The sequence below is a fragment of the Rhodobacter sp. CZR27 genome, assembly GCF_002407205.1.
GTDB lineage: Bacteria > Pseudomonadota > Alphaproteobacteria > Rhodobacterales > Rhodobacteraceae > Cereibacter_A.
The window spans coordinates 804067-816991 of the sequence record NZ_CP023549.1; the positions used below are offsets into that span (position 1 = coordinate 804067).

The following is a 12925-nucleotide window of genomic DNA, read 5'->3' on the forward strand; positions in this document are numbered from 1 at the left end:
TTTCGGGCACCGAAGCTCGTTCGGACGAAGCTGCCGTTCGAGCACTGCGCAGCGAGAGGACCGGTCAGCCCTTCTCGGACCTTCGAACTCACTGCGGCATGGCCGGCGGCACCGAGCCGGCGGGCGGAAAGCGGTCTGACGGCAGTGCGGCACAGCAGCCGCAGCATAAAGCCGGAGCGGCCGTTCGTTGATCGCGCAGCGCGTACAGCCCGGGATCCACGCGGACAGCTGCTCGATCCACGGGTTTACGGAACCAGACAGGCGCTTCCGGTGCTTTCCCATCAGTCACAGCCTGCCGAGAGCGAGAAATGGAAAAGCCGAGCTTCGACCCGCCGTCCTTGCCGCTTGCCCTTGTACCGGTGATCCTGACGCTGGGCCTGCTGGCCTTGCAGCTGTTCTACTTCGGCGATTTCACCCCGCATATTCCGCTCGTGATCGGGCTGGCGATAACCGGGCTTGTCGGCGTGCTGCGCGGGCAGGAATGGCTGGATATCCGTGAGGGCGTCTTCCACGTCATCCATGTCTCGATGCCCTCGCTTTCGGTGCTGATCGTGGTGGGGATGATCATCGGGGTCTGGATCGCCTCCGGCACGGTGCCGACGCTGATCTACTACGGGTTGACCCTTTTGAACCCGTCGATCTTCCTTGCGGCGGCGATGATCCTCTGTTCGGTCGTCTCGCTTTCACTTGGCACCAGTTGGGGCACGGTGGGCACGGTGGGCCTCGCGCTCATGGGGATTGGCGCGGGCTTCGGCATCCCGGCGTATTGGACGGCCGGCGCGGTCGTCTCCGGCGCATTCTTCGGCGACAAGATCTCGCCCCTGTCCGACACAACCAACCTTGCGCCCGCCGTGACCGGAGTGAATATCTTCGATCACATCCGCAACATGCTGCCAACGACGGTGCCGGCGATGCTGATCGCATTGGTGGCCTATCTCGTGGCCGGCTATGCTCTGATCGGCTCCGACGAGGCCTCCTTCGGCGCCATCGAGAGGATCACGGCGGAACTCGACGAGAGGTTCGAGATCGGCCTTGTGCCGTTGCTGCCCGCGCTGGTCGTCGTGATCCTTGCACTGACGCGCAAGCCGCCGCTGCCGTCGCTGTTCGCGGGGGTGCTGGCAGGGGCGCTGATCGCGATCTTCCAGCAGGGCGCCGGGGTGCATGACGTCTTCACCTATGCCCAGTCGGGCTATGTCCTCGAAACCGGGGTAGCCGAGATCGACAGCCTGCTGAATTCGGGCGGCATTCAGTCGATGATGTGGACCATCTCGCTGATGCTGATCGCGCTCGGCTTCGGCGGAGCGCTGGAACGCACCGGCTGCCTCGAAGCCATCATCACGGCGATCATCGCGCGGGTAAAGTCCTTCGCGGCGGTGCAAAGCTCGGCCATCGCCACCGCCTTCGCCACCAACCTCGTCGCGGGCGACCCGTATATCTCGATCGCGCTGCCGGGGCGGATGTATTCGCCGCTTTACCGCGGCATGGGCTATTCGACGCTGAACCTCAGCCGCGCGGTCGAAGAGGGCGGCACGCTGATGAGCCCGCTGATCCCGTGGAACGCCGGCGGCGCCTTCGTGATCTCGGCGTTGGGTCTGGGGATCATGTCCGGCCAGATCCAGAACCTGCTTTACATCCCGCTGGCATTCGCCTGCTGGACGGCGCCGCTGATCGGAATCTTCTACGCCTTCACCGGCTTCTTCTCGCCACGGGCGACCGATGACGAACGCGCGGCCTGGGCGAATTCCTCCGAGGATGTCATGGATCTGGAAGATCACGCACTCTCGGACAGCAGAGGCTGAAGAACTTCCGCGGCGGCCGAACGCGGGCCTCGGCCCGTCCGACGCAGAACTCGTGGATGACGATGTCGTAGCGGCCGATCTCGTTCCGGTCGAATCGACGGAAACCGAACCGGTCAAAATACGGCGAATGGCGTAGCTTTCGAGGCTGCTACGCGAGGGTTTACGAGTACATTGTGTCGCCCTCCCGCGTAGCCGCCCGCGTCCGCCACTGTGGCTCTATATCCTGTTCGTCGGTCGAGCAGCGGGCATGGCCCATGAAGGTCCGGGTCATTCGGGCGAATGTATGGATAGGGTTCCCTTGCGGCGATGTTTCCGTACCACTCATACGAGACGATTCTCCGAGCGTCTTCCTGCCGCCGAGGTGTCGGCCACATCGTCCGCAGAGGGTCCCCCTCGCGGACAGGAACCGGATCTGACCGGCTCCGTTGGGCCTCAGCCCGGAGGTGTGATGGCTTTCGTCCATTTCGAGAGAATCCTGACCAGAACCCGCAGCTCGCTCTGGTTCCGGCCGGCCCTCTATGCTGCGGTGGCGGTGGCCACGCTCGTGCTGGCGCCGGTGATCGCGCCCTTCATCCCGGACAGGCTGGTGCGGCTGATCGGGCTCGACGGCGTCTACGACCTGCTCGACGCACTGGCGAATTCCCTGCTGGCGGTGGCCATCTTCTCTCTCGGGATCATGGCTTCATCGATGCAGGCCGCCGCCGGCGCCGCGACCCCGCGGGCGCGGCCGCTTCTGATGCAGGACCGCACGGCCCAGAACGCGATCTCGACCTTCATCGGTGGCTTCATCTTCGCGATCGTGGGCATCGTCGGGCTCTCGACCCGTTATTACAACGATGCCTCGCGGGTGGTCCTGTTCTTCGCCTCCTGCGTCGTCATCGCGGCGGTCATCCTGTCGCTTATCCGCTGGATCGGCCAGCTGTCGAGTCTTGGCGACGTGTCGGAAGTGATCGACCGACTGGAGGAGGCGACCGCCGGGGCGCTCGCGGCCCATGCCCGAGATCCCTTCATGGGCGGACTGCCGGGACTGGCGCCGCCGGACGGCTTCGACCTCTTCCCGGATCGGTTCGGCTATCTGGAGACCGTGAACATCCCAGAGATCGCGCGCACCGCCGAGCACATCCCCCTGTGCCTGCTGGTCCGGCCGGGCGCCTATCTCGATCCGACCCGCCCGATGCTGCGCGCGGCGCGCTTCCTCGACGAAGAGACCGGGGCGCGGCTACGCGCGGCCTTCGTCATCGGCCCCGACCGGTCCTTCGACCACGACCCGCGCTTCGGCCTGATCGTGCTGTCCGAGGTCGCCTCGCGCGCGCTGTCGCCGGGCGTCAACGACCCCGGCACGGCCATCGACGTCATCGGCACCTCGGTCGGCCTGCTGGCGCGCTGGTCGGACGATCTGGCGCCACAGCCGGAGGTGCGCCACCCGCAGCTTCACGTCGCGCCGCTGTCGGTCACGGACCTGATGGAGGACGCCTTCCGCTGGATCGCGCGCGACGGGGCGGGCCAGCTGGAAGTGCAGATCCGGCTTCAGAAGGGGCTGGCGACGCTGGCCGCGCACGACCCAGGCCTGTTCGGGGCGGCGGCCCGCGCACTGTCGCACGAGGCGCTGGACCGCGCCGCCCGCGCGATGGAGCTTCCGCAGGATATCGAGCGGCTGAGGGCCGAGGCCGCGCGGCTGGCTACCGCGGAATGACGGTCAGGCTGCCGTCGGTTTCCAGAACGACCGAGCGCGCCGAGGCGGGATCGTCGAGCCCGCCCTGCCGCAGCGCCGCCCGCACCTCGTCCTGCGTCACGCGCTGGCGCTTCAGCGCGCCGTCGAGAAGGCGACCCTCGTGCAGCAGCGGTGTCGGCTCGCTCCTGACCAGATCCTGAACCGTCGGAACGCGGACCGACAGCCAGGTGATCGCATCTTGCAGGCAGACGAGCAGCGCGAGCGCCACCACCCCCTCGACCAGCGGCACGCTCGGGCTGAGAAGCACCGTCGCCAGCGTGGAGCCGAGCGCCACCGTCACCACGAGGTCGAAGGCGTTCATCTTGCTCAGTGTACGCTTGCCCGACGCGCGCAGCATGACGATGAGCAGGCCGTAAGCCGCTAGGCCGACCACCAGCACCCGCGCCACGCCCGCCCAGCTGTCGAAGAAGATCGGCTCGGTCATTGATGCCTTCCCTTGCGGCTCGATCTCATGGGCAACATGCCTGGGCCCGAAATGATCCGAAGCCTGACGCAGGTGGGGCAGATCGCGCCGGGGACCAGCGCATAGGCCGCGGCACCGCCGAAAAAGAGCCAGAAGCGGCTCTGTCGCTCCTCCGGCAGTTCCTCCTTCAGCACGTTCAGCACCACCCCGCCGGCGAGGAAGGCAAAGAGGAAGCCCCAGGCCACATCCGGCAGGCGCGTCACCGCTGCGAGCGCCCAGCCCGCCACCACGGCCCTTGCCATGATCCAGCGGCCGGTCCGGTCGTAACGATGCTTGTGATCCTCGCGCGGGCCGAAGTCGCTGGTCACGAAGGCGGCATCGCAGCGGCATGGAGCAGGAGCGACACGAGCCCCGGCTCCTCGCGGTGGACGAGCAGATAGCCGATCAGCAGGTTGTATCCGGCGAAGGAGCCGAGGTGGATCCAGAAGAGCCGCGCCTCGACCGCATCCTCCCGGCCCTCCGCCCGCGAGCGGCTGCGCGAGGTCTTGGCGAGCCTCTCGAGCCCGTAGAAGGTGGTGAGCCCGGCGAGTCAGACGAGGAAGACCGGGGTCTCGGCCCGAAGCCCCAGCTCGCGCGCGAAGGTGGCTTGGTGCGCGCCCGGTTCGGGCAGGATGTGCAGGAAGACGTAGGCGACGGCCAGGCCACCCGCCGCCGGGAGCCAGGTGCTGCGGGGAACATGTCCCAGGAAGCGCAGGCGTCCGATGAAGATGTGGATGAGCCCGAGGCCTGCGGCGAGAAGGGCGGTGAGCAGGATCATGCGGGTCGACCCGCCCTGCCTGCGGCCCGTCCCGGTGGGCCAAAACCGCGAGCGGGTGGAAACATTGCGCCGCAGCCAGCCGTTTCCTCCCTGGAGCCGCCCGTCTTGAGGCCGCCCCGGGTGCCGTCCGGAGCCGGAACGACGAGCCGCCGATGTCCTACCTGCGCTTTGCGCTAAGCGGTCTGACGGCGGCGCGGCAAGGCGGTCGCAGAAACCCGCAATACCGGACACTCGCTCCGACGCCGGCAGCGAAGCGCAGGAAGCGGACATTACACTTGAGAAGTCACGTCTTGCGCTACCAATGGACTCGGCCCAAAGTGGACGGTCGCCCTGTTAGGATGCGGCCTCGCAGTGTTCCACAAAGCTGTCGTTCCATTGGAACCGCTGCAAGAAGCCAGCTATAATAGTTGCGATCCCGGCAACTGCCGGCGTTTGCAGGTGCAGCATGGAAATCAGCCAAGACTTCAGCGTGATGTTCCAGTAGGGCGGCGACCGATCTGAGTCGGTGTGGCATGGTATCTAAAAGAGCGATATCAACTTACTCCCTCATCGGGTTGGGCAAAAGGCCTTGCACCGAACATCTCGCTGTCGACGCGATCCAGTGAACTGGATCGAGCACGCCGAAGTTACGTTGCAAAAACCGGCCTACACGCTCAAACTGTTTCAGGACGACATCACCGTGATCTTGGGGACGGTGAATTTCGCACGGGCGCTGGCCACACTGGAAATCTGAGTCGACGAGTTTAACAGGCGGCGGGAATAATGGCGACAGAGACACTGGTGTACATAAACCACGCATGGATGGCACACTACAGAGGGCCCAAGGGGGACAAGGCCGAGGGCAACTTCGGTTTTCTGAAGACGAATGGCATTGCCCATGAATCATGGAACTTCGAGCCAATCAGGGGGAAGGTCTATGGCTATGTGCCCCGTTCTGCAAAAATCAAGATTTCGCGGCTAGGTGCGAAACGCGGCGATGCTGCGGTGGATGGCGTGACGGTTGTCTGGATTGCGCGAAATCCACGAACCAAGAAGACTGTAATCGTCGGCTGGTATCGGAACGCACGCATCCACAGAGATGCCGAGCATCGAATTCTGGAGCGTTTGTCGGGCTTCGATGTCGGATATCAGATCGAAGCGCCCGCTGTCGACGCGGTACTTCTGCCGATCGATGCTCGTTCATTCATTATTCCCACGGCAAAGGAGCCCGGGAACTTGGGCCAAAGCCCGGTCTGGTACGGCAAAGGAGAAGCCTTCAATAGAGATGTCGCTGAATACATCGGCCGAGGCGGGCGACGCGTCGATCGATCAGCCAAATCTCCAAGACAGACTGACCCAGAGTTACGCCGTAAGGTGGAACAGGCCGCGATTAACCATGCGATCGCCTATTACGAGTCCGAAAAGGGCGGTTCTCACAGGGTGGAGACAGTTGAAAAAGACGGCGTAGGTTGGGACCTTGAAGCGTTTGCTGAAGACGGCGTCAATCTTAAAGTTGAGGTCAAAGGACTTTCGGGCAAAGACCTAGTCGTCGAATTGACGCCAAACGAATACGCGAAAATGCGGTCACCTGAACACCGGATGGACTACATCATTTACGTGCTTTCGGAGGCGCTTACGTCGAAGCCGACGGCCTACATCTTTCGCCATGATGCAATTCTGTCGAAGGGAAATGACCTTGTCTGGGTGACCGAGGACGGGCAACGTCTACGAATTCAGCCTATCATCGCAGCCAGACTGTCAATTGCTTGACCGAGGCACACCCGTACTGCTTTACGAAACCGGCCCATAACCACCGTCGACAGGCATCGAGCGTACGCCAACGCCCCGTCCTCCATGTCACGTATGGTCTGTCTGCTTGCTACCCTAAAAGCTGCCATTTATCTGGCCTGGCACTAGACTGAATGGACAATCGACATTGCATTGAGCTAGGAGCGACAGATATTCGCCTAGCGGTTTCCGCAGATAACGAGTTGATCGAATATCGGGCAACCGTTCATGCAGGTTCGCCTGTGCGAGCAGCCGCCGCAGCGGTTGGAGGAAAAGTAACGCCGAAATGAGCGGACGTTTTCCGAGCCGTGCCAGATGTCCAGAAGTGAAGTGTCTTCATCGAGCGTGCCGCCTTCGACTAGGCCGCTCTGAAACGAGCAAGGATAAACTTTCATGTCTTCGGAAACGTATAGAGAGAACCGTCCTGCATCGCAGGCATCCACTAGCGCGTTGTTGGCATCCGTTCTGGCGAACACCCCGCTTACACAACATGCATCGAACCCGACCTTGAGTTTCGCATCAGTTGCGGTGGCTAGGCCGAAGAACTCATCGAGGCGATCGCTATGACGGAGCATCTTTTCCTCAAAGATCTTCCGCCCCGAGGGTTTGTAGTTGAGGAAGATGATGGCGTTGATCTTGACAAGGAACTGGGGCGGGTTGCGGAGCCAGTCGATCGCCGTGTCAACGCTGTCGCTGTCGATGATGAAATGCACATTGGTCTTGATATCGTGATCAGTCAGCAGGCCGATGGTCTCAGCTGTCTCGTGATAGGGAGCGTAAGCAGAGACCGCCACTGCGCCGCAATTGCGACGGGTCGCAGCCAATACTTCGTCGGTCAGTCCGCGTCCGTTAGTAGTGTAGTTTGGGACGATCCCTTTCGCCCAAGTGTAGTCAAGGATTTCGACGAAATCGGGGTGCTGGTTGGGGTTGCCGCCCCCCAGCGCGACTTGGAAGGTCCCCATCTCGGCCGCCTGGTCGATCACGCGCTTGTAATCAGCGAGCGCCATGTGCGACCCATGCCGGGTAGAGCTCTTGTAGCAGAACACGCAACCCTTGTCGCACCAGTTTGTAATTGAAATGTCTATAAGCTCGGGGCCGTGCGGCGACCAGAATGGCTCGCGCCCACCGGGATCGGGGACGCGGGCGAAGAAGCCGGTTCGGGCGTTAAAGAAGGTCGAATAGCCGAGATCTTTGTAACAATTGACGCGCAAGCTCGTTTCACCAATAGTTGTCATAGGCATTGATAAAGAACTTTTCAGACTCAATCTCGAAAATCTCAGTGCAAAGCGTCATCTCGGCCAGATTGTTCTCGCTGCTAAAGCGGCCGATCGTGACCGTATCGCCGTTTACGATGCCCTGCTTCATACGATCGAGCACCGCCGGCGTAAAATTTTGCCGGCTCTCCGTTGTGTCGACATCCTCGACTCGCGTCAGGACTGTTCCGCGGTCGATCTGGGTCTTGAGCTCAGCGAACATGGCCTCGAAGAGCGGTGCCACAGGGCTGTCGTGACCGACCCCCGCCGCCGAGAAGAATTCGTCGCGCGACAGCATGTCCCGCGCGATATAGACAAACGAAGTCGACGAACTGTTTGAGACGAAATCCATCTTAATCTTCATGGCCGTCCTCCAGGTTGCGAATGCAGGCGAGAACTGTGTCCCGGACATTGTCGTCATAGGCTTCCTCGAGCACGCCTCCGAGAGATTCAACTGAAAGGATGTGCGTCTTTTCGAGTTCGGCCGGGTCGAGATAGACTTCGTGCGTTAGTTCAAGATAGGCCGCGAGCGTCGGATACTCCACGCAATAATATTGGTCATACTGCGCACGCAAGTCGTCCGACCAAACGAACAGCTGGTTGTAAACACATGTGAACAGCTGCGCGGCGAGCCCGGTCGGCTTGATCTTCAAGGCATGGAGAAATTCGCCGAGCGGCGGAATCCGGCGCACAGGCAGGACTAGAAATTTATCATTCATGCCATCGCTACCTCGGATGCTGCGATGTCTGCGAGAAGCAGTTGCACCGCCGTGGCTCTGGCCGGCCGAACCAGCATCAGGGCTTTGGCGGAATTGACTGCGCCCCCTGCTTCACGGAATAGGGCGGAGGCGCGTTCCCGTTCCATCCAGCCGGCGTGCGTGGCGGCGTGCAAGAAGAACGCGAGCCATTCCGGTGTGTGTTGCATCAGGCCGCGGCTGCCTTCGTCCCCCCCAACATCGGTCACGAGCTTATCGACACGTCGCCGCCACGCAAGCGGGTCGTAGTCACGAAGGTCGCCGAAGATATCCTGAATGAAGGCGGCGTGCCCCTTGTCTTCGAGATCGTTCAAGTGGGCGATAAGCAAAGCGATGTTTAGCGACTCGGCTGTGTTGTGCCGGTGAAGCAGAAACAGAGCGACGCGCCGCCGCCGCCGAGCGGAGCCAGCGTCCGATAGAATGGCTTTAACGCGCGCAACGTCTTCGCTTGATTGCACTGCGGGGGGCAATAGGTGGACGTTGAGACTGAAATGCTCGCCAAAGTTCGGTGCCGCCTCGCAAGCCGCGATTGCGGCGGTTTTGTTCGCTCTGCGCGCGAGCAGATAGGAATAGCGGAAGACGCCTTCATAAACCGGACGGCCGGGCAAGTGGGCCAACGCTTCGGTCAATGCCTGGGCCTGCTGGGCATCGGCAAGATCGACCAACTGATAGGCGATGATAAAGTCCCTCAGCTCGTCATAGGTGAACGAGATGGCGAGATTGCCTACTCCCGCGAGGCCCTCGCTATCGACTTCCCGCCGTAGGATTACATCGTCCTCGACGAAGCGCCGGACGACCTCTTGCTCTTGGGCAGTAAAATTGCGCACCGAGAGCTTGGAAAAATCGTCCGCTGCAAGCATCGACACCGCAATCTTGAACAAGGTAGGCAGGGCACTCGTCCTGTGCTCTGGAGGGAAGGCGTCGATCTTCTTGCGGAGATAGTCGACGAACAGATCGCCCTTGTAGATGTCGGTCACGTACCCGACATCGCTGCCCTCATGGCGTTCACAGAAGATCCGCAGGAGCAATAAGTCGTTCGCAAGGAACGCCTTCGCTCTCCCCCGCAACGACCCGCTGATGCGAAAATGCGCGAAGTAAGCGTTCAAAAGTCGTGACTTGCTATGGTTGGTCATTTCCGAACGCAAGTCGTTCACGCGGTGGATGTGCACCGCAAATGGCTCGTCCAAAACCGTTGCAAAGCGCTCATCGAAGAATTCACTTCGGCATGTGATTACGAGCTTGATCCATTCATATTGGGAAACCGCGCTGCAAAACGCCTTGAGTTCGTCGTTGAACGATATGAGGTCGTTAACTTCGTTGATGCCGTCGATGACAATTACGAACGGCTTTTCGACATCGTGCGCCACCTGGTCGAACAGCGTCAGATAATCGTGCAGTTTGGTGCCGTCAGGCGCGTATCGGTTGTGTTTGATGTAGTCAAATAGCCGGGTGCCCGGCGTGAAACCATTCAGCTGGCGCGCCGGGATGAACAGGCACGGAATTTCAAACAGCCGAAACTGGTTCTCGACCAAGTCGCACACGAAATTGGTCTTACCCTGTCCGGCCATACTGGTGACGAGGAAAATCTTGTTGCGGATGAGGCTGATCAGCGCGCGCGCATCGATCAATCGCGACGTTAGCCCGCTGGCGGCACTCTCGAGCCGGAACTGCGCGATCTTCCATCCCGCCGACTCTGGGTTCACAGGTTCGTAGCGAGCCTCGCCGGTCTCGCGCCACCACGACAGTGGGCGAACCTTTGCCAACTCGACGCCGATCGCTTGGTCAACCTGGTCAAGCCACACGCCCAATTCGGCGAAGGTTGCCGGCGCAGCGCTGAGCAAGCCGACATCGAGCTCCGAAACCAGTTCTGGCTCGCCGGCAATTCTAAAGCTGGGTTTGAGGTGATCATAGCCGAAATTACGAAATTTATCCTGTATCTTGCGATAGAAGAACAATGGGTTGGCGAACAGCCTCATCTGCTCTTTGGTGGAGTGCGTTTCCACGAAGATCGTGGGGATATATTTGCGCGACGTCTTTTCAACCTCGATCTTCTCTGTTGAGAAGGCGAGAAATTTGTCGAGCTGCTCGCGGAACTTCACTTGGCTGTCGCGCTTTGCCCAGCCCGACGCGAGATAATGATCGATAGCTTCGAGCTTGGCGGTTTCAAGATGCCGCATCCGCGCTAGGATATCGTCCAAATCGATCACGTGCGCTGCAGGACTGAATGGAATCGTGAGCGCCGCGATTGCTCGTTCCAGCGACTTTGCCGTGTACGAGGCCTGCTTCCCGGTCAGCGCAAGCACATAAAGGCGGTCGAAAGTCTTACTCAAGCTGTGCTCGTGAAACTTCTCGACCGTTTTCAATATCTTTCCGCTTGACCCGTCAGTGGTCACCTGAAACGAAACCCTAGTCGTCGTACAGCCGAGGTCTACAGCCGGGAAGTTGGCTTGGACTCGGTTCATGTTTTGCAGATCCGAGCAATCGAACACCAGTTTCAAAATGGGAATCAGAAAGTCTTCAGTAACAGAATTGATGTCGAAGCGCCCGATGGCGTTAAGCGCCCTGATTTCATGGACCATGCGCCCCGCAAACTTGGCAATATTCTTGAGGTGGTCGTCTCGGTTCATCGGGAGTCCATCGAGCTCGGGAATGTTACGGCAAGGGTGCCGCCAAAATCATACTGTAACTGCTCAACAGGTTGATCCGCGAAGGACATGGAAGCTTCTCCCCCTAATCGGCCGAATATCAGGGATAATGAGGCGCTGCGCAAGCAAGGGCAGATACATGGTGTAACCTGTGTCGCGCTGGCCGGCGTTTTGAGTGGTACGCCGACTCAAGGAGAGCGGACACTGTCGCGCCTGCCGAAGAAGGATCGCTTTCCACAATCCACCGTGAACAGATGGTAGTCCGGATGCGCCCCCTAAGGGGCTGCCCGTCGATCCCACAGCGAACGACCGCTTTCCGCCCGCGGCACTCGGTCGCAGCAGGCAGGCTCGGCCCGGCGCGCCGGGACCACAGACAATGCTGCAGGGAGCTCGACAGACTGAAAAGGGCTGCTCGGCCCTCTCGCTGCGGCGCGTACCAACGGCGGGTTCGGCGCGCGGGGCTTCAACGGCAGACCGTCTGTTTTGAGCGACTTGCCAATCTATCTTCGCCGCACCCGGGTGCTGCACGGTCGATATGAGCGCGTCGCTGCCATTCCGGCGGATCGCGGCGAAGGAACTTTGCCGCCCGTTCCCGATGCTGCTGCCCTGGAGATTCAGCTCTTCCACCGAAGTCGTTGACCTCGGGCAGCACGACCTCCCACTCGTCCCGACGGATCAGGTGGCGAAAAGCCTCATCTCCGTCATCCCTGCGCCAGCGAAGGATAGCTACGAAATCTCTCCCCGCAGAACTGCCGTACGTCTGGGCGGCGCGCACGACCGCGCCATCCCGCCAAGCGTCCACCCTTCTCATCAAGGATTAGCCAGCGGTCGCCTTTCGCATGACGTTAATCGGATCGCCCACCGCCGCAGCGGCGATCGCCGCCAGCGCCTCGAATGGACTCATCCGACGGGCTACCATGAACGGCGGCAACGGCCCGTCCCGAAGGTGCCCCGGCACCCCGCATTGCGCGGCCGGCGTTGCAACCTCTGCCCTAACGGACCAGACTGCCCCTCGAAGCGCCAACGACGGGATCGGCATGGCTCTCGAGGACACGGTACGGGATGCATTCGAGTGGCTCGCCCACGCGCCAGGCGCTCGCAGCGACCCGGAGGGCACCGCGCGCGCGGTGGAGGCGGCGCTGGCTGCGGCTCCCCATGACCTCGACGTGCGGCTGGCGGCCTATCGCTTCCACTTCTACACCCACGGGTTCGCGCACGCGGTTCCGCATGCCGAGGCGATCCTCGGCATGGCCGCGCAACGGTTGAACGTCGCCGCCGACTGGACCACCGTTCGACCCGGGGACGCAGACTTCCAGGAGGCCGAGACGGCGCCGGGTCTCTATCTCCAAGCTCTCATCGCGCTCGCCTACTGCCACATGCGACTCGGCCGCCTCGACCTCGGGACGCTCTATCTGACCAAGGCTGTCGAGCTTGATCCCACCGACCGGTTCGGCGCCAGCCGCCTCCAGGCCGCCGCACGGGCGCCGGAAACGGAGGAGGAGGGCGAAGCATGACCGCATGACCCTGCTAAGCGGATCGCAACCATGGACCCGCTGCCTGGAGGCAGGCCTGCATCCCTAGGACAGCAAAGCCGAAGCAGAGCCTCGCGGCGTCCCAGGTTGCGCCGCCGCGACAAGCAAGTCCGTCCTGAACTGCTGGGGAGAGCTCGGTCCGCCTCGCGGCGCCGACGCTGACGGACGACTGATGAGCGACAACCAAGTTGTCCGACACCGTCAGGCAAGTTGGCCGCTGGG

12 protein-coding genes are annotated in these 12925 nt (G+C 61.6%); 5 read left to right on the forward strand and 7 right to left on the reverse strand.

The genetic code is table 11. The annotated features are described in order from the left end of the window. Positions 1–308: 308 nt before the first annotated feature. Together nhaC and CK951_RS19730 are read left to right on the forward strand one after the other, a co-directional pair. Positions 309–1799 carry a Na+/H+ antiporter NhaC gene (nhaC, locus tag CK951_RS19725; protein WP_096787904.1) on the forward strand — a complete coding sequence of 497 codons (1491 nt, stop codon included), beginning with the start codon at positions 309–311 and terminating at the stop codon, positions 1797–1799. Positions 1800–2247: 448 nt separating this feature from the next. After that, positions 2248–3492 carry a DUF2254 domain-containing protein gene (locus CK951_RS19730; protein ID WP_096787905.1) on the forward strand — a complete coding sequence of 415 codons (1245 nt, stop codon included), beginning with the start codon at positions 2248–2250 and terminating at the stop codon, positions 3490–3492. Here the strand turns inward: CK951_RS19730 and CK951_RS19735 are convergent. The 3 genes from CK951_RS19735 to CK951_RS22025 all read right to left on the reverse strand — a co-directional run bounded on the left by CK951_RS19735 (position 3479) and on the right by CK951_RS22025 (position 4751). Then, on the reverse strand, positions 3479–3955 hold the full coding sequence (locus CK951_RS19735; RefSeq protein WP_096787906.1) for a DUF421 domain-containing protein: 477 nt from the start codon (positions 3953–3955) through the stop codon (positions 3479–3481). The genes CK951_RS19730 and CK951_RS19735 overlap by 14 nt on opposite strands. Then, on the reverse strand, positions 3952–4302 hold the full coding sequence (locus CK951_RS22020; RefSeq protein ID WP_332461072.1) for a hypothetical protein: 351 nt from the start codon (positions 4300–4302) through the stop codon (positions 3952–3954). Before CK951_RS22020 ends, CK951_RS19735 begins: the two co-directional genes overlap by 4 nt. A gap of 221 nt (positions 4303–4523) precedes the next feature. Beyond that, entirely contained in the window at positions 4524–4751 is a 228-nt protein-coding gene (locus tag CK951_RS22025; protein ID WP_096787907.1) for a hypothetical protein, read from the reverse strand. Positions 4752–5352: 601 nt separating this feature from the next. On the opposite strand from CK951_RS22025, the gene CK951_RS21955 reads away from it, so the two are divergent. Together CK951_RS21955 and CK951_RS19750 are read left to right on the forward strand one after the other, a co-directional pair. After that, positions 5353–5484 carry a hypothetical protein gene (locus CK951_RS21955; RefSeq protein ID WP_269770566.1) on the forward strand — a complete coding sequence of 44 codons (132 nt, stop codon included), beginning with the start codon at positions 5353–5355 and terminating at the stop codon, positions 5482–5484. A 29-nt stretch (positions 5485–5513) separates the two neighbouring features. Then, positions 5514–6500: a DUF3883 domain-containing protein gene (locus CK951_RS19750; protein WP_096787908.1), complete on the forward strand. Its 987-nt coding sequence runs from the start codon at positions 5514–5516 to the stop codon at positions 6498–6500. A 197-nt stretch (positions 6501–6697) separates the two neighbouring features. Here CK951_RS19750 and CK951_RS19755 read toward each other — a convergent pair whose 3' ends face one another. From CK951_RS19755 to CK951_RS19770, 4 genes are read right to left on the reverse strand one after another with little or no spacing between them, the layout of a single operon-like run. Beyond that, positions 6698–7759 carry a radical SAM/SPASM domain-containing protein gene (locus tag CK951_RS19755; RefSeq protein WP_232520758.1) on the reverse strand — a complete coding sequence of 354 codons (1062 nt, stop codon included), beginning with the start codon at positions 7757–7759 and terminating at the stop codon, positions 6698–6700. Next, positions 7737–8135, reverse strand: coding sequence for a hypothetical protein (locus tag CK951_RS19760; RefSeq protein ID WP_157764683.1), 399 nt, complete (start codon positions 8133–8135; stop codon positions 7737–7739). Before CK951_RS19760 ends, CK951_RS19755 begins: the two co-directional genes overlap by 23 nt. Next, the gene (locus CK951_RS19765) at positions 8125–8490 is read right to left on the reverse strand and encodes a hypothetical protein (RefSeq protein WP_157764684.1); all 366 of its coding nucleotides are present in this window, start codon (positions 8488–8490) and stop codon (positions 8125–8127) included. The genes CK951_RS19760 and CK951_RS19765 overlap by 11 nt, the downstream gene beginning before the upstream one ends. Next, positions 8487–11153: an SMEK domain-containing protein gene (locus CK951_RS19770; RefSeq protein ID WP_096787912.1), complete on the reverse strand. Its 2667-nt coding sequence runs from the start codon at positions 11151–11153 to the stop codon at positions 8487–8489. The genes CK951_RS19765 and CK951_RS19770 overlap by 4 nt, the downstream gene beginning before the upstream one ends. Before the next feature lie 1055 nt (positions 11154–12208). Here CK951_RS19770 and CK951_RS19775 point away from each other — a divergent pair. Beyond that, positions 12209–12685, forward strand: a complete 477-nt coding sequence (locus CK951_RS19775) for a hypothetical protein (protein WP_096787913.1) — start codon at positions 12209–12211, stop codon at positions 12683–12685. The last annotated feature ends 240 nt before the right edge of the window (positions 12686–12925 follow it).